This is a genomic window from Geobacter sulfurreducens PCA (assembly GCF_000007985.2).
GTDB lineage: Bacteria > Desulfobacterota > Desulfuromonadia > Geobacterales > Geobacteraceae > Geobacter > Geobacter sulfurreducens.
Genome location: NC_002939.5, coordinates 2321217 through 2339102 on the forward strand (window position 1 = coordinate 2321217; position 17886 = coordinate 2339102).

The 17886-nt window shown below is 53.6% G+C and carries 13 protein-coding genes; 4 read left to right on the forward strand and 9 right to left on the reverse strand.

Features of this window, described 5'->3' with window-relative positions:
* Positions 1-4: 4 nt before the first annotated feature.
* From pglX to GS_RS10605, 7 genes are all read right to left on the reverse strand, one after another.
* Complete coding sequence (pglX, locus tag GS_RS10575; protein ID WP_010942751.1) at positions 5-3817, reverse strand: BREX-1 system adenine-specific DNA-methyltransferase PglX; 3813 nt, start codon at positions 3815-3817, stop codon at positions 5-7.
* Between the two features lie 11 nt (positions 3818-3828).
* Positions 3829-4668 carry a HEPN domain-containing protein gene (locus GS_RS10580; RefSeq protein WP_010942752.1) on the reverse strand — a complete coding sequence of 280 codons (840 nt, stop codon included), beginning with the start codon at positions 4666-4668 and terminating at the stop codon, positions 3829-3831.
* Positions 4669-4675: 7 nt separating this feature from the next.
* Positions 4676-8320 carry a BREX system P-loop protein BrxC gene (gene brxC / locus GS_RS10585; RefSeq protein ID WP_010942753.1) on the reverse strand — a complete coding sequence of 1215 codons (3645 nt, stop codon included), beginning with the start codon at positions 8318-8320 and terminating at the stop codon, positions 4676-4678.
* Positions 8317-8907, reverse strand: coding sequence for a DUF1788 domain-containing protein (locus tag GS_RS10590; protein ID WP_164930436.1), 591 nt, complete (start codon positions 8905-8907; stop codon positions 8317-8319). Before GS_RS10590 ends, brxC begins: the two co-directional genes overlap by 4 nt.
* Positions 8891-9775 carry a DUF1819 family protein gene (locus GS_RS10595; protein ID WP_200858941.1) on the reverse strand — a complete coding sequence of 295 codons (885 nt, stop codon included), beginning with the start codon at positions 9773-9775 and terminating at the stop codon, positions 8891-8893. Before GS_RS10595 ends, GS_RS10590 begins: the two co-directional genes overlap by 17 nt.
* 157 nt (positions 9776-9932) lie before the next feature.
* Entirely contained in the window at positions 9933-10322 is a 390-nt protein-coding gene (locus GS_RS10600; RefSeq protein WP_010942756.1) for a hypothetical protein, read from the reverse strand.
* Positions 10319-10684 (reverse strand): hypothetical protein, encoded by a 366-nt coding sequence (locus tag GS_RS10605; RefSeq protein WP_010942757.1) that lies wholly within the window; start codon positions 10682-10684, stop codon positions 10319-10321. Before GS_RS10605 ends, GS_RS10600 begins: the two co-directional genes overlap by 4 nt.
* Positions 10685-10830: 146 nt before the next feature.
* On the opposite strand from GS_RS10605, the gene GS_RS10610 reads away from it, so the two are divergent.
* A complete protein-coding gene (locus GS_RS10610) occupies positions 10831-11226 on the forward strand; it encodes a helix-turn-helix domain-containing protein (RefSeq protein ID WP_223106384.1) in 396 nt (131 codons plus the stop codon).
* Positions 11227-11271: 45 nt separating this feature from the next.
* On the opposite strand, the gene GS_RS10615 is transcribed toward GS_RS10610, so the two are convergent.
* Both GS_RS10615 and GS_RS10620 read right to left on the reverse strand, forming a co-directional pair.
* Complete coding sequence (locus GS_RS10615; protein ID WP_164930438.1) at positions 11272-11682, reverse strand: hypothetical protein; 411 nt, start codon at positions 11680-11682, stop codon at positions 11272-11274.
* Between the two features lie 188 nt (positions 11683-11870).
* Positions 11871-12392 carry a hypothetical protein gene (locus GS_RS10620; RefSeq protein WP_010942760.1) on the reverse strand — a complete coding sequence of 174 codons (522 nt, stop codon included), beginning with the start codon at positions 12390-12392 and terminating at the stop codon, positions 11871-11873.
* 834 nt (positions 12393-13226) lie between these two features.
* On the opposite strand from GS_RS10620, the gene GS_RS10625 reads away from it, so the two are divergent.
* The 3 genes from GS_RS10625 (at position 13227) to GS_RS10635 (ending at position 17759) form a co-directional block, all read left to right on the forward strand.
* The gene (locus GS_RS10625) at positions 13227-14195 is read left to right on the forward strand and encodes a hypothetical protein (RefSeq protein ID WP_010942763.1); all 969 of its coding nucleotides are present in this window, start codon (positions 13227-13229) and stop codon (positions 14193-14195) included.
* A 392-nt stretch (positions 14196-14587) separates the two neighbouring features.
* On the forward strand, positions 14588-16114 hold the full coding sequence (locus GS_RS10630; protein WP_010942765.1) for an Arm DNA-binding domain-containing protein: 1527 nt from the start codon (positions 14588-14590) through the stop codon (positions 16112-16114).
* A 283-nt stretch (positions 16115-16397) separates the two neighbouring features.
* Positions 16398-17759, forward strand: a complete 1362-nt coding sequence (locus tag GS_RS10635; RefSeq protein ID WP_010942766.1) for a tyrosine-type recombinase/integrase — start codon at positions 16398-16400, stop codon at positions 17757-17759.
* Positions 17760-17886 lie beyond the last annotated feature (127 nt).

Here is a 17886-nt window from a genome sequence, read left to right on the forward strand (position 1 = left end):
CGGCTTACGCCAGCCCGTGGGCGATGGCGAATGACTTGTTCGTCTTGCACTTTTCCCGTACCCGTTCGGGCCAATGGTCCATGGCCTGTTGCGCCCAATCGTATTTCCCTTCGGCAAGCTCCTGCCAAGCCTTCTGAGTCTCCGGCCAGCTCGGCAGAAGAGTATGCAGTGGAGCTGCGTTGAGGAGCACCCCATCGTCGATATGTGGGGTGTATCCGGCCTGAAGGATGTCTTGAAGGTTTTTCGAAAAATCTCGCAGATCGTCGGAGAGCTCGAGGAGCTTGTCGAGTTCTTTCGCCACACTGCGATTGCTGGCTGCCACGATTCGTTTGTCGGCGATCTCCCGCTCCAGCATGCGCAGGCGCTCCTCTACCATTCTACGTACTTCGAAGAGGGAGTTGGTGGTGAAGCGTTCCTGGAAAATCCAGACGGTGAATTTTCTTTTTGGCGACTGCAACGGCCAATAGATGGGGCGTTTGCGGTAGAGCTGGTAATGATAGCGCCAGTACGAAACCTCTGGCTGACCAGTGAAGCGATCCAGGAAGCCGCGCAGAAGGTTCTCCGGCACGCCGTCGCCGCCGGTGGCTGCACGGACGAGCCTCCGCGCAGTATCCTCCCCACGCATGAGTTCCAGAATTCGCAGAGTCCGAGACACGATGTCCTGGGGATGGCCGGCGTCCGAAGGCATGATCCCGTCAGAGTCGATGAGGGCGCTGATGGCGGCAATGGTCGCAGCATCAAAGTTTCCTCGCCCCAAGCCCTCGGGCTCGCCAATCCGGTATCTGCCAAGGGCCATGCCGAAAGCATAACTCACCCAGGCGCGGGCAAGCGATAAGTCGGTCCACGCCCCTGCGACGGTTTCCTCTTCTTCCTCTGTATCACCTTCTTCTTCATTATTATCTTCAGCTACAGCCTTTATTCCCTCCAGTTCGGTTTTGAGGGCAAGACGGTCCGCTTCATCCAGACCGTAGAGGCGAGTGACCTCCTGGTCAATCTCCTCCTCGATTCGTCGCAAGCGGGCATGTCTCTCGTCTACTTCCGTTACACAAAGCGGCGGGTGAATAAAGTCGTAGGTCCGTTCGCTGTCGGAGCTGTCCTTTTGAGCCAATGATACTGATTCTTCAACTTTAGCTTCTAGGTCCTTGGAAGACTTGCTGGGGATTGGCAGGCGTTCGATATCACCTACTTGAAAGGAAATGGTGGGATTCAAGGCGCTCAGGATAAACTTCGCTGTGGTCGAGTTAAAAATGCCAAGGACTTCATTGAGCGATTCGTCACTCGGATAGCACGTCATGCCTTTTACATCATGAATAAACCCACCTGGGGATAACCGCCCTGCAAAACCTTTGGGGCTTACATCGCTCCACGTCACGCCTTTTCGGAAATAGAAGGTGGGGTTTCTAACAACTGCCCTGGGACAGAAGGCCCGTATTTCAACACCATCCATCTTCCAGTTAACAACATGTTCATGATTCCCATTCCAAGGGATGGGTGCTCCGCCTTTCATATAAGGAATCCATTTAACTCCAGAACGCTTGGTGTCTGAGCATGAAGTCGCATTTCTGGCAATATGATTCACCCCAATTTCCCACCATTTGCGGAGGAAACGCGTATTATCCCCTGTCTGAAGACCAACCTTGGGTGGGGCAACAACGGAAAGGAGGCGACCTTGGCGGAAAAGCTCCTGAATCTTTTCAGGCATCCAATAAACCCAGGGCTTTTCTGGTATGGTGTCGTAGTCAATTTGGCGGTAGGTGAAGACAATTGGAGTGGTCATGCCTGAACGCATAGCGGAGACTGCACCCTCAAAAGCTATTTGCTTGGCTACAGCATCCCTCTCGCGCACTAGGCGGAAGTACACCCCACAGTGCTCCTCCAGCGACTTTCCATCCGGCTCACGCCGAATAACGAAGGCAGTTGTATTGACTTTCTCTCCAGTAATATTGGGAAAGGCTTTAGGCCCCAGATGCGCCATCGTCTCAACAGTCACTCTAGAAAGTAGGTTGCTTCGGAATTTCTCATAAGTCCCGATGAACATGAACGATTGCTGCGTTACCATGGCCACCTTTCCCTGTGGTGCAACCAATTCCAAACATCGGGCAATGAAGGCGGCGTATAGGTCACCCTTCGTTTCAGGGTAATGTTTATCAAGATGCTTAGCGATGACATCGGACATGTTCCGGCGGCTCATATAGGGCGGATTGGTCGCTACAACATCATAATGGTGAGAGACCAACTGCATGTATCGCAATCCTTTGGCAGCTTCGTTTACAATATGGCCAGGGTCGCCTCCCATCTCTCGTGACGCACGAACAAAAAAGTCAAGATGCCGCAGCAACTGATCAGAGAGGAGATCAAAAAACTCCTCAATGCCTGCTTGGGTATCAAATTGCTCTGGCGATATCCCGGGAAATGAGAGAAGAAACTGCTTATTTTCTTCCGCCTTACGGCGTTCTTCGATCACCAGTCTCTCCAGACTCCTCTCCAAACGGAGGAGACTACCAAGCTGGTCCGAATCCTTCATCTCAGCGGCAAGGGTCCGGAGAACACGTTCATAGATGGGGTGACTGAATTTAGCAGCAGCAATGAGAGTCTCAAGCTTGCCGCCGCTGGTTTGTTCGACGTTCGCACAGGCAAGATTACGGTCAGTAAAGGCACATTTGGGGCTTAAAGTTCGCGCACGCAATAAGAGTGTAAGAGCGGAAATCTGGACGGAACGAAGGTCGATATCAATCCCATGCAGATTATGAGCAATGATACTGCTCGCAATTTCATCTTCAGCATTAACGGAAGGGTTCTCCGGCCAGCCGGGCTGTCCCGCCTTTTCAAATTCCTCACGATACATCTCAGCGAAGAGGTCGAATGCTACCAGACCGAAATGCATTGACCCGCATGAGGGGTCAAGGAATGTAATATCACGTACCAGCTTCAGCGGATGGGCTTGAGAGTTCTCTATTGGCACGAGGTAAGAGAGCGAATCCTTGAGCCTACTGTCAGGATGCATCTCAGCCCATAATCGTCCCAGCGAGTTTTCCACCAGAAACCGAACGATCCAGCGAGGGGTGAACCGCTGAGTCGCCGCGCCGATTTCCTCGGCAATGACCTTTTTCCCTTTGCTGAATTTCTTAAAGACAGCCTCGTTTTCATCTTCAATAAAGCCTTCATAAACCCACCCGAGGGTTTCCTCATTACCCGGTTTCCAAGCTTCTATACGGGCTTCGGTGTTCATGGATTCAGCGAGTTGCTTGACAATCGCTGGCCGGGGGAAGAGGCGGGTAGGAAGTGTGGATGGGTCAAAGAGCACGGACACATCGCGGGCAAGCTCGCCGCACTGCCAGAGGATGAATCGGCGATACGCCACGTTGCTGGGGCCTTCACCCATTGGGTTAAGCGGCAGGTCGCCTTGCTGATGCAGCTTGTAAACCTCTTCATTTCCTTCAGCAGTGAGCCAGAAGATGAATCCATTGGACTTGTCTATTTTGGCAACAATTTGCTTCAAGAGCTTGCGCTCTTCAAGGAGGCGGAAGGCAACGAGGCGGTTTAGCCAGGTGAAGGCAGTCTCGCGGACGATCTTGCGACGGGAATCAACAGAAGAAAAACCGGCAGCTTTTTCTTCCTCTGCATAGTGTTCCAGTTGGAGGCGCGTTTCTCGGGCCTCGTCAAGCTGATGAATAGCCGGATAACGGGATGCATCGGCAAAGGAACCGTCGGGCAACCAGCCGTAGATACCTTGAAGTTGCTCATCGGTCTCCCGCTCAAGAAGAGCACGATTTGCAAGGGTGAATTTCTGTATGTCGGCAACGAAAGTATCGTTCATGGCGGTCCCATTCAGGTTGATGATAGCGTTGCCTGTGCAAGCTTTTGTTCTTCACGTTGTGAAATTATCAGTTCCAGCTGTTCGATGGCCTTTTTGAAGACATCTGAACTGGCTGAAACAAAAGATTGAGCAGTAGTTACATGGGTATTCGCCCACGCGTAGGACATTATTCTAAGCCCGTGAGCATCAATATCCTCTGGAGGAGTTGAATCATCAGGACGGTCAGCACGATGGACAATCAGATTGCGACGTAGAACGAGACCATTGAGTCTACCCCTAAGCTCAGTGGCTTGGACGCCAGTCAGCTTAGTAATTTCACCCCAGAAATCGCGAACAACAAAAATTTTGGCAATCTCATCTATCTTGCTAGTGTCATACAACGTTCCTCTTTCAAAGCGGTTCAGGATTATCTGCTGCAACCTAACATCTGGATCTCCATATCCTTCTAAAGACAAATAATCATCCAGAGTCAGGGTAATATTTCGAAGTGATTCATCTGCTTTGCGACCCTTTGCACGAATAATGGTCAATACGTTTTCCCGCAAGACATCCCAAAAGAAGGATTCCAGAGCAGCACTTGCGACGAGAACAGCCTGACGAAGAAGAAAATTCAGCCCTTCATTGGCGGTAAGGCATGATGGTAGAGGTACAGTTGCCTTTACACTGCAAAGTAAATTGTCATTTTTCGCATGGTGCAAGGCTGAACCTGATGCCAGCTCCAAACGCTCACAAACTGCCAACTCAAAAGGCTTACCAGGATCATATGGACGAAGGTCCCTGAAAAGCTGGTAGAGTTGGAGTAGATGTTCTGCTATCGCAAAATTCTGAATAGCCAGATCATAGGCGCGCATACCGTCCTCACTCCAGGATTATGGTTCCGCCCTGGGCGAGGACTTTGGAAAGGCGCTCCCGCAGGTTAGTGATGAAATCCTCCAACTCATCCTTGCTGGTGATGCGACCGGGATAAAGCCTGGCCACCGCGACCCGCTCAATCTTTTCTTCCGGAGCAGCCAGTTCCAGGATGCGACGAAGCACGTCTCTGCCGACTGCCTCCACCGCAGCCAGGTCGCTCTCCAGCTGGGCCAGGGTGGCGCCGGTCCGTTGACATACCGTAGCCCCATGGGGAAGGTCGAGAACAGCCTCAGCCTTCAGGGTCAGCGGCTGGAGAATAAGGTCCAGCTGTTCCTGTGCGATATCGGGGTCTTCGGCAACGGCGAGCCATTCGGGACGCCCCTTGATCTGGTCAAGAGCTGCTGTGTAGGCAGCTTTGCGCTTTTCAAACAGGTTCTCGTACAACGTTCGGTAGGCATTGCTGAGAGATTCACTGTAAAAGCGGAGGTTATCGATCCGGGCAAGGGCATCTTCCGACTGTAACGTCTCACCCAGTTTTTCGGCCGCATCCTTCAGCTCTGGATCGTCATTATTCAGGACGAGAACAGGCCATTGTTCCATCAAAACCCGTCGGGCTCGTGCTATGGCCTGGATATTTTCATCGGTGGCCGCTTTATCCAATGCAAAAGACTGCCGACGCCCCTCAAGATAAGCCTTGCCATCGCCTGCCAGGGTTTTCACGCAGTCATCGGCGGGCATCTCCAGAATACCCTCGACCCAATTAAGCTGTTCCTGCACAATCTTGGCACCGGGCAAACTGAGAGCGCCCAGGCGGGCGGCCAGAGGGAGGAGCTTTTCGCGGTCGGAAACTACAATCTGCTTGAATGCCTGGGCAATCGCCCCCTCCTCGATATCCACATCCCTACCGGAGATTTCTTCATACATCCGCGCTGCATTGGCTAGGACTTTGAGATCGAGCGCCTCACGCGGTGAAAAAGAAGCAGACCGAAACGCAGGATTGTTCACGAACGGGACTCGCGAGGTCGGCTCGGTATAGTTACGGTATTTGCGTCCCTGATGGGTAACCTCTATGGCGCCGCCGCGGAAAAGGATGGCAAGTCCCAGGCGGATGGACTCCCGCTCCCAGGCGTAGCCGAGGCCGCTGAAGTGGGACTCCAGCATTTTTCCGGTTATCCGGTTGCCGTATGCATGTTCACGCTTCAGGTAGTCGAGAAGTTCCCGACAGAGCTCGCAGCCAAGGTTAGGCACAAAGCGGTCGGCCTGCTTTATGACGAGGCTCCGCTCGGCCTTGTCGTGGTAGAAGATCTGAGGAAGGCCGTTGAGGTTAGCTGAAGTGAGAAACTTCACCGGCTCATCGCCGTTGAGCCTGAGCACCCCGACCTCCAGTTTCGGGTAGAGGACCGGTACCGCCCTCTCAAGCAGCGTACCAAGGGACTCGGAAAGGGACGAACCGAGTACCGGGGCGTCGTAGCTGACTCCGCTGAAGAAGGCGTTCCCCCCCTCGATGCAGGCGAGAAGCTTGGAGCGAAGATTTCTTTGGGTACGATCGCGCCGGCTTTTTTCATCAGCGAGACAGCCGGTCTCCTCAACCGTCAGACGCTGCTGTGCTGCGAGCCGGTCATATTCCCCGATCATCTCTCGCGAACGGAAGAGCTCAGTTACGAGGGAGTTGATTTCGTCGGTGAGCGTTGCCACCCAGAACAGCTCAGTTGTTTTGGAGACGCTCGCCTCGCGGGCGTCGACCAGGGTATCCTGATGCTCCTCCCTGGCCGTAAGGAGGATGTTGAGCGGAATTTCCCCCTCTGACTCCACCCACTCGCCATTGACAAGTAAGCTGGTGCGGAAGCCACGGAGGTCCTTGTAGCGGTAGGTACGCAGTTTCGGCTCAGAAAAAATCTCGCGAATCAACTCTCGATGAATTCGGTTGCGATCGGCCTCACGAGGGTCGCGCCCGTTGCGTTGCGTTTCCCAGTTCTTCTCCTGAACGGTGAGAAGTTTGTACCCTTCCTCGGATTGGCGGATAAACTGCGCTTCTTCAAGCTCCTTGAGGGCAGCCACCACGTCTTTGGTCAGTGGGTTTGCTTCTATGGACGGATGGAGCACAACCGCGATGTTATGGGGAGTCCTTGGCAGGTCCTTGACGGACTCAAGGAGTGCGATCGCCTTCACGACCTTATGGGCAAGCGGGTTACCCGGCAATCGCTGGGCAACGTTGGCCACCTCGCGGGAGACCTCGGTGGGGAGCAGATTGCCGACCTCCAGCAGTTCATAGACCTTGTCCAGCGTGACGAGCGTACCGATGGGCTGCTCGGCCAGGCGCGTGCGGTCATTGATCATCATCTGCTGGGCCTGCTTGATGATCGTCCGGTTGCTGCCGCCGACGTGCCGATGGGCGCCCCGCTTGAGGCGCAACCCGGCAACGATGTCGATACATAGATCGATCTGGTAGGGCAGATAAGGATAGAGCCTGACAAAGGATGATCGATTGATTTCCAGGTTCCGATGGGTGCGTTCCAGAGTGCAGCACTGCTTGATTCTGGGTTCATCGGCATCGAAACGTTTACCGATGAGGTCCACCGCTCCGGCCTTTTTCTTCAAGACACGTTCGCTGGTGACTTCGGTTATGTCGGATTGCTTGAGATCCACCGTGATACGGAAACGGTCCTGGAGACGCGCCAACTCGATTTTTTTGGAGTCGAGGGCCGTGACCACTTCGTTCAGCTTTTCCTGCGAAGTGACGACGATCCAGAATGGCGAAACAGCCTCCTGGCGTTCGGTCCGGTTTTTCCCTTCGACGCCAAATGCCTGGATAATTGCCTGAAGATCGAGCATCTTGTCCACACTGCGAGAAACATACTGTCCCACCTCGTCGATTATGAAGATAAGGGCCTTGCCAGGATGGCGGCGCGCACACAATTCAAAGGCTCGACGGGCCAGCTTGTTCGGGTCGACATCGGCCCGGCCGGCTCCGATTCCCTGGGCATACGAGTCGGCAGTAGGGTAGGTTCTCGGGTCGAGATCGTGTAGCGCGGCACCGGCCTCATTGATTGCCAGCCCCAGCTGGCGGCGTTTCTTCCACTCCGATCCGTGCAATTCCAAGAACTTCCGTTCGAAAGCTTCGAGACGACCGTCTCCCTCCAAAGTTATCTCCAGTTCGGCCAGATCGAAGTCTTCCGCATAACCCAACTCCCGGAGCAGCGCGCGATACATGATTTCTGTGAGACGGTCATTGGTGGCGCGCACACCGCGATCCATGGAAACGTCAAAAATGACCGCATGGAAAGGGATTCGCATGGTAACGAGATCGAGCAGGTCTACGACGCGGGCATCTCGCAGCCTTTTCTTGAAGAGCTCGGTAGCAGTTGTTGCGCCTACCTTCTGCTGGGCGACAGTGTAGCCAAGGATCTTGGCGAAAGATGATTTACCTGAACCGAAGAAACCTGAAACCCATACGCCAATCCCCTCTCGAGGTGTAGACGGACCGGCAGCTATCTCGCGGTAAACCTCGGCAAATTGGTCCTTAATTGAATCCGTCGCGATATACTCTTCGAGCTCATTTTGGACAGTAGCCTCGTTCGCCTGGTCAACTTTGATGACCTCTTCGATGGTACGATCGATGGGTCTTTCAAAGACATCAGCAATCCTGTTCATTTATCCACTCCGTATATTTTGACCCGATAGTTGTACACGCCGAGATTAGCCTCCGAAGGGAGGTCAAAAAATTTCAGATCCGTCCCAGCCTCAGCGCTCCCCGGATAAAAAAGAATGACCGGCACTTTTGTCCTGCGATGCAGCCCATCGAGAAGACTAGAGCAGCGATAGATAAATGGAGCGAAGCCGCCGGCACGGACCAGGAAAACGATATCACGGTCGTGATCGAACCCTTTGATACGTTCCAGTACTTCATCGGCTATAGGACGGTAGTCTTCGGAACTGAGAAGACGATTTATATGTTCCTCAGCAGCTTGGAATCCCCTGATGGACTCAGTTTTGAAGAGATAGTCCGTACCCTCGAACCGGCGCACGATACCCCACACAAGTCGTGAGATTGAGAGGAACGCTACTTTGCGGCCATGATTCTCAGAAAGGGAATAGGCCAGCAAACGGAGACGCTTGCGCAGCTGGAACTCTTCTTCCGGAGAGTAGCGGAAAATCGCGAAGGGCATATCGCTGTGGGCCGCAATCCGCATTGGCTCAGCGACCAGATCCTGGCGTAATAGATCAAGATTCTGTTCCAAAGATGACACGTATGTAGTCCTTGAAGTCGTTTGTCGGAAACTCTATCCGGTGGACACGACCAGCCGCCTGATAGTGCAACCAGCCATGCTGGTGTGCCTCGAAAAAAAGCCGCTCCACTTCCGGGCCAGCCAACAAGAACAATTTCCAGTCCGAATGTTCCACCAGCTCGCGCGCCCCGATCCCCATCAGGTTAAGGAGAAAGGCAATCAAACAGAAGGTCTCGATTGGCAGATGGCCGTGCACAAGCCTCTTGTTCACGGCACCTTCGAGAATCGCAAAGTCGCGGAGTGCGGCCAGGATTCCCCTTGCTACTTTTAGTTGCACCGTGGGAGACCAGACTCTACCGCATGAACGGAGCGTGTTATTGATCCAGGATGCTGTTTCTTCCGTTCGTACTGCCCGGTCGGAAGTTTTCGCCTTTTCTACAAGCTCTTCCGTCACATATGCATAGAGGATAGGTTCTGCCCGCGCGGTTATCCAGTAATAGAATGGTCGAATTATCTCGATGCTTGGGTGTGCTTCCTCAAGTGCTCTGGCGAGTTTCCACGCATCCTGCGGCGAACCTTTCAGGAATCTCGGTAAGAATGCACGTCTATAGGTGTCTGCGACTCGCGAACGAGTGGCCTTGTGCAAAATCTCGCCAGCCTGACTTTCCGGTTTAGCAACAGCCTCTGTCCACTGACAAACCAACTGCCGCATGTCGTCCAGCAATGCTCCTCCTTTTTGGAGGCGAGTTGTAAATATTGCATCATTGGTCAGCATCAAACTTATCCTCATATACCGAATCGTTTTTTTTACCATGAATACTTTTACCAGGCCATAAATTTTCCTGATTAGCACCAATCTTCCGCAAGCCTCCACAAACATTCCCTCCCCCTTGACGGGTTAGGGTGGGGGTGACAGTGCCACGATCACAGCCAGTTGCAACTTCACCCACCCCCTGCCCCCTCCCGTCAAGGGAGGGGGAGATTCCTGGTGGCTGAAGCTTAGTGCTAATCAGGTAATTTTTAAACCGCATGTGGGGTCATTGAAGGAACTGCTCACGGAATGCATTCTCGATGGCGGCGAAAAATGCATCATTAGTGGCGTTCCTGCCACCGTCAAGGACGCTTCCATTGTAGATATTGCCAGTCTCTTCTCCACTTGCCACATGGGTAAACGTTACTGCTGCCGCGACTACCATCATCGAATGGGATTCATCCGGGCCCTTAATGTGAAGGTGCTCCCTTGAACCCAAACACGTACTGATTCCAACACCATGCTTCGCTAGTACCGGCAGAACCAGCCGCACGATGTCAACCTGTTGTCCCATCCTCGGATCTCTGAGCTGCTCCCGTACCCAGCCAAGCTCATTCCTGATCTTGTCCATTGCCTTATCAATCTCCTGTTTCCCGCCTTTAGCTGCTTCATTCATTTGACACCTCCCGTAATCCCCGCTGCAACCTGAGCACGTTTGATTGACTGCAATCCGACACGCTTGAACATAGGCAACACTACCACTGCCCCCCTACCATTTAGAATTTGCTGAATCTTGACCCGGAACTCGCCGAGAAAATGCGCAAACTCCGCGTCGGGAAACGCCCCACTGTCACCCGTATCCCGTTGACGACGACTGACAAATCCGAATAGCGCCAGACGGTGGAATGAAAACTCATCATCCATCAACAGCCGTTGCCACTGCCGAGCCACCATTTTCGGCATTGTTGCAGTGGTTACATCCAGGTGCCCTTCGATCCACGCCGTCATTCCCAATTCCCTGTTCCTGCTGATTGCCATACATAACCTCCCCAGGCCTTTCTTGAGGCCTCAGCCTGATTCATTTAAGTGAATTATACCATTCACTTTTATAAAAGTAAACAACAAAATTCACAGTTATGAATTAAAACTTGAACCTCAGCGTGGTTCTTGCTATACAACAGGGCATGAACGAAACAGCACAGCCGGAAAAACGCAAACGGGGAGAAGTCGTCGACGCTGCCGTCTTTGTCGAAAGGCTCAAGAGCTTGATGGCTGACAAAGGACTCTCGTCGGCAGAACTCGCCGACCGCGCCGATCTAGCCAGGTCGGCCCTAACTCAGTTTTTCGGAGGTGAGCGAAAGCCGAGTGCCGACGCCCTCGTAAAGTTGGCGAACGTCTTGGACTCTTCGACCGACTATCTCTTGGGTCGTCGAGACAGCACTGATGTCGCGGCTCTCCTCCAAAACGACAAGATCATGGAGCTTATAAGCCTCTTCAGCGAGCTTTCAGTAGCCGACCAGGAGCGCGTTCTCGAGATGATCCGCCTGATGAAGGGAACCGCCGGGGCATCTCAAGAGTAGACCTGTCAGGAACCGTTACTCGGCGAGCGCTTCTGCTGCGCTTGCCTACCGCTCCCTCGTTTCAATACCCTGGAAGTGTTTCATCTGGTTGCCCGACAATACCCGTGTACTAACAACGCCTCCTTTCTCCAGAAGGTGCTGGAGGTACTTGGGGTACCCCATTCCTTTGGTGCAGCAGTCGCACTGAACCCTGTCGAAAAATGCCATGGCTTGCGGATCATGGTTGATCGCCGAGTGCACTCCGAAAAGAGCCATCAGTGCCTCGCGTTCACTGACGTTATCCTGATCCTCCAAGATATCCAGGACATACTCATAGAGGGTTCCCGACCCGTTCTTGAAGCCATTGAAGTACCTCTCGATACTCCCGTCCCCAACCTCCATCGCCACTTTTTCCAACAACTGTAATGCCTTGATCACTTCTTTTTTCATCGCCTTCTCCTTTCGTGTTCCTGCCACCGGAGCCTCCTCCAGTGCGTCTGCAATGATCTACATCTATGCTATTCCTGCCAGCAACGCAGATCCCATACATGATGTCCTAAGCATCCAATCTTATCCCCTAGCTCCATTCCGTACTCTCTGCCCCCGGGAAGAAGCTGAAAGGAGCGCCCATCCAGGCTCATCCGCAATGCCCACCGCTTTAGCCGTTACCCCGCTCCCGAGAGCGAGCGCTTCTTCTCCTCGCAGACCTTCTTCAGGTAGACGTGGCTGATCTCCTCGTGGTGGTGCTTCTTGATGTACCGCGCGATTTCCCGCCAGCTCATCTTCTCTTCCTCACGCAGACGACAGATAAGCTTGAAGTACCGCAGCAGAATCCGCTCCTTTGTGGGACTCGGCTTCTGCACACGTCTGCTTGCCTTGATCCGCGCAGCCCGGAGTTTTGCCGCCTTGTCGGCATGCTCCGATGTGACGTTCCGCTGCCGCTCGAACTCTTCGATGGACAGCATTTTATCGAGCGCAAGCAGCAGCATCGCGTACGAGAATTCTTCCTGTGTCACGGTGCCCCGGTACGCTTCACGGTACTGCCGCATGCAATCTCTTTGCAGCCGATGCGCCTCAATGCGTACCGGCTCCGCGAGGCTGGAGTAGTAGCGGATAAGTTTCTTTCTCCGCTTTGCCGTGAGGCCGAGAATGTTTTCGATGTTCCTTGGGTCGTAGTCGATTGTCATCTGATATCCCTCCCTAAAGTAGTGGTGTTTACCACTACTGTGCAGGCATGCACCCCCCCCTCCCCTCTCGGTTCTCCCTGTCCATTTTGCATGTAAACTGAGCTGTTAATTGAGGCTGTTAACTCAGTTAACAGCCTCTGGCGGACGCAGTCCGCCCAAGCCCAGGATTTTCCTGGGCTTGTTGCCTTTCGCCTGTCGGTTTAGTGGGGCGATTTCGGCCACACTAAACCGACAGGCCGACAGGGCTGTCGCGGTTTTCCGCCAGGAAAACCGTAAAAAATGACCCAAACCACCCCCAAAAGCCCCTCTTTTACCCCCAATTCCCCCCTCCAGTTGTTTCGCAATCGCACATTACTAGACATCTAACCCGTTCAGGGATTCCGCCAACTACGGTTGGTGGACAAGGTAGCCGGGTCATTACCCCCGCCGGCGAACCAAACGTGAGTGGTAACCGAGATATCGTTCCTCGGGCCACGAAAGGGGGCACGCTTCAGAACGAAACGGGACCCTGCTGGTATCGTCAGTTTCCGGCCCTTATGGGTGTCGGACCGACAGACAGCAGGATTGAGCCGATGTTTTTTCGCGACCGCCGCAGGCGGCGGTCGCGACGCGGCTCAGATGGCACGAGCAGCCATTCCCATTCCGGTCCAATCGTCTTTCTGCCCTTTTGTGTGAGGTCAGCAGCCTCGGTTCCTTCGGATACCGACCGCGACTGAGACGACGAGACAAGCAGGCTCATGGGTTACCGCTTCCCTAAAAAGCGTGGAGTTCAACCAAGGTTCGTCCCTGCCGGGGGGTAGACAAATGCCGGCATCGATCAAGGAAGGGGCAGTCATGAGAGGTTCACCTACCTATCAGGTACAGCAAATCTTTGACAGATCAGGCATCAACCAGATCGGTCAGTCAAAACACGACGCGAAGCAATCCATAAGAGCAGAGCTCAACGAGCAGGGTAAACCCTGCGGTTGCCACGAACTCGGGCAAAACATGGGCATCCATTCCTATGCCACCGCCGACGCCTACCGGGACGTCTGGCGACAGATTCTGGAGTATGCACGCGCAGAGTACGGCGTCCGGGACGTCGAAAAACTTACCGACCAACACGTATCCGGCTTTCTTGAACAGAAGGTCTCCGAATCCTTGGCCTACGCCACATTTCAGCAGTATGCGGCGGCAACAGAGAAGCTCGCCGTAGCGCTCAATGGGTACGCGGAGCGCCACGGAACCGGACAGCACTATGATTTTCATGGCGCGTTGAAAGATGTGCGCGAGACCGCCAGGGAGCTGCTCGTCCGTTTCGATGGTTCTCGTGCCTATGACCGGCCGACGGACCTCGTGGCGGCAGTGGGTAAGGAAAGTCACAACTTAGCTGCGTGCATCCAGCACGAGTCAGGGACGCGGGTTCACGAACACTCGCAGATCAAGGCAGAGGCCCTGCGGGGCACTCGCGTCGACCGTTTCACGGGCGAAGAGCGGGGATATTTCGCAATGGAAGGGAAAGGTGGAAAGGAAGGGCTCAAAGCTGTCTCAGTCGAGACCTACCAGCGTCTGGAGCAGCACATCGCAGTGCACGGCGTGTTCACGATCAATGAGGGCAGCTATCGGGAGAGCCTGCGCAGAGCGGCTGAGATCTCGGGGCAACGATACGAGGGGAGCCATGGCCTGCGCTGGAATTGGGCACAGGAGCGCTATGCAACTCTCCAGAATCATGGGCAGAACGAGCTCCAGGCCATGTGCGAGGTCTCAAGGGAAATGGGGCACGAACGGGCTGACATCACGATGCACTACCTTCGGGGCAAGTGACACAGGTAAGCGGGTAAGTATTTTTGTATGAGCGAGTTGGGGCCACTCTATTTTGATGCCGAGCAGATGATCGGACTCGACGAGTTCGCAAGGCGTATGAACGCCTGCGCGAACACGGTCAGATACTGGATCAGGACCGGCAAGCTCGTGGAGGGTCGGCACTTCATCCGACAGGGGCGGAAGTACCTGTTTCCTTGGTCCCCCCAACTACTTGCACTGATTTTTGACGACTGGAGGCCAGTGGTGCCCCCAAAACGGCCGTTGCTCGACAGCCGCCGGCCAAACCGGCAGCCGCTCAAACTGCGCTGTTGATATCAATTGTGATGTGCGCTACCCTTTTCTGGCAAACGAAAATCAGCCGAAAGGAGGTAGCGCGATGAAAGGATCATGACATGAAGAAGAAAGACTCGGGCGAGACCCCGGAAAAGCCGTGGCACGTGAAGCCCTCGTTCGGAAGCCTCTACACCATGAAGGGCTCGAAGTACATCTACATCTCCATGAACTACTACAAGCAGCGGCTGCGCTTTCCCACAGACCGGGTGGATACCCCGGAGAACTGGGAGGAGCTGCGGGAGTTCATGGAAAAAGTGGGTGAAAAGATCAAGCGTCGGACGTTCTGCTTCGCCAAGACCTTCTACTGGCTGGACGAGAAGACGAAGGCCCACTTCACGGCGCTGGAGGGAAGCGACTACAAGCCGGAACCGGAGCACGTCTACTTCGGTGAGTATTGCGAACAGTGGATGGAGCGGAAGATTCCGACCTTTTCGTCGGTGACGAAGCAAAGGGATTACCGGGAAGCGCTCACCTCCCGCATCCTGCCCTACTTCGGGGAGATGACCTTCTCCCAGGTTACCGCCACGGCGGTAGAGACGTTCATTGACAATCTAAAGAGAGTAAACCGTGCCAAAAATCCCAAGAAGACCAAGGGGGCAAAGCCCCTGTCGGTGAAACGGGTCAAAAACATCATCGGTCCAATGTCAAAGGTCTGGGAATCGTCCTGCAACGACTACAACTGGAATCTCCGCGATCCGTTTTCCGCAGTAACCCAGAAGTACACGGAGTTGACTGACAGGGCGCTTCAGGAAAAAGAGCGGCAGGCCGCTCTGAGGAGTGATGAGGAGGAAGATGTCTCGACGAGGGAGATCTTCCTGCTTGAAGAGTGGCAGATACTCTGTTCCTACATCGATCCCCACTATTACCCCGTGCTGGAACTGCTGATGCTGGGGATGATCGGCTCGGAGTTGGAGGCACTGCAAAAGCGGCACATAAAGGGTGGCGTGCTGACAGTCCGCTGTGCGGTAGCGAGGGACCGGAAGGGGATGCGGCACCTGAAGTTCAAGCCGAAGAACTGGTATCGCAAGCGGGACGTCCCCCTGACCGGCAGAGTACAAAGCCTTCTGGAACAGGCGATGGCTACGGCGACGAGGGACGGGGTTGTTACCTTCGCCAACGACATCGCCATCCCGGCCAACCAGTTCGTCCTCACCATGAAGGACGGCAGCCCCTTCAACTACAACTCATTCCGCAAGACGGTGTGGAACAAGGCCTTGAAGGCGGCAGGCATGGAGCCTCGGGTTCCTTATGCGGCCCGGCACACTCTGGTGCAGTGGTCGCTTCTGATCGGAATGACCAAGACCCGGCTCGTGGACCTGATGGGTCATTCGACCAAGAAGATGATCGACGAGGTGTACGGGAGCTATCGGCAGGGACTGGTGGAGGAGAGGGAGCGGATTCTGGATTACCTGGGGGAAGACTTCCTCGCCCTGGAAGAGATGAAGCTTGCGTTCCCCGAGCGCTACCGGCGGCGGATGGCAACGACGGAGCCGGCCCATGAAACGGCGAAAGCCCCGGGCCTTCCCGCCACTTTTGGTCAAAGTTTTGGTCAAAGCCAGGGGCTCTATCCGGATAACTACCCGTAAACACGGGGGAAAGACTGGAGCGGGAAACGGGATTCGAACCCGCGACCTTCAGCTTGGGAAGCTGACAATTTGATGTTTCAGCGTCTTTCAAAAAGTTCCTGCCTTTATCATCACCCAACTCTATACCATTGACATATTTCATGTTTTACCTTATTTTCTGTATCCAGATGTTTCAGTCTGCCTCCCCGCTTGCCAACCATAAAACGGATGCAAAACGGATGCAAAGGGGTCAAGCGACACTCAAAACGGATGCAAAACGGATGCAAAGAAAATGGGGAGAACGATGAAACAATTTACCGACCGTTACCTCACCTCTCTCAAACCTCAAGATAAAAAATATGTCGTAAGAGAGGGCCGAGGATTCGCGATCCAGGTGCTGCCTTCAGGAACAAAGACATTTATGTATATCTTTGAACTGAACAAGCAGAAGGGGTACCTACTGCTCGGCAATTATCCCGCCATGTCCTTGGGTGATGCCCGGATAGCTTACAACGACGCATATAAACTCGTCAAGAACGGCATCGATCCACGCGAGGAAAAAAGAACAGCTATCGAGGAACAATCTCGATTGGCAAATGAGGCTAGACTTCAAGCTGAAGCTGCAGCCCTTGCTGCTGAGAAATTGGAAAAAGATTCCTTTGATTCCCTGATAGAGGATGAACTCCCCGAAGGATACACCCCGATAACCGTAGAACAGCTCGCTGCGATATGGTACGTCAAATACTCTAAGGAGAATCATTCAGTTCGATGGCGAGAAACTATCCTTAGCGCTATCAAGACCCACATCATTCCCGGTATCGGCAAAATGGAAATTTCCTCTGTCAGACACAAGCATGCTGTTTCTCTCATCGAGCAAATTGCATCCAAGGTCCCGGGATCGGCTCGTAACGTGATGAAATTTGGCAGACAAATGTTCAAATATGCCTGTCGGCAAGAGTGGGCGGAGATTCAGCCGTTCCAGGAGATCACAGCATCTGTCCCCAAGATTGCCCCCAAAACTGACGACCGGCATCTTGATGACGACGAAATCGTGAAGGCGTGGAAAGAAATCAGCAAGGGACCAAGCTCTACCGAGGTCAAGCGTGCGCTTAAATTGATTCTGGTAACCGCTCAGCGCCCCGGAGAAGTTGCACAAATTCACCGTGATCAGATCAAGGACAGATGGTGGACTATCCCTGCAGAGGTTGCTGGCAAAAATGAACGTGAGCACAGAGTCTACTTGACTGACACTGCTCTGGAGCTGATCGGACAAGGTAAAGGGTACATCTTCTCATCTGGCCGAGGGAAAAGAGGCCATATTTCCGAGAACACTCTTTCACAAGCCATAAATCGAGGTTATTTGGACGAAGATGTTGTGAAAGTTGTTGGGAACAGAAAAATCAAAGCGCGCAAAGAACCTTACTTCGGGATGAAGCCATGGTCGCCGCATGATCTTCGCCGAACCGCACGCACAAATATGGCACGAGTTGGCATTACAGACGAAGTTGGCGAAGAAGTCATAAATCACATCAAGCCAGGCATAGTCGGCGTTTACAATAAATATCGTTATGACAATGAGAAAAAGGACGCCCTTTTGAAGTGGGAAGCCTTGTTACTGAACATTCTGTCACCCAAACCGCAGGATAGTAATGCAGATGGAGAATAGTTCCATCGTGCATTTGCTTGATCATTCGAAGCAGATCTGAATATTTCACCTTGAGAATCTCTATCAACATAGAGTAACTTTGTCCCCTCTCCCCTCCCCCGAACCGGGGGAGGGGTTTCAATCATCT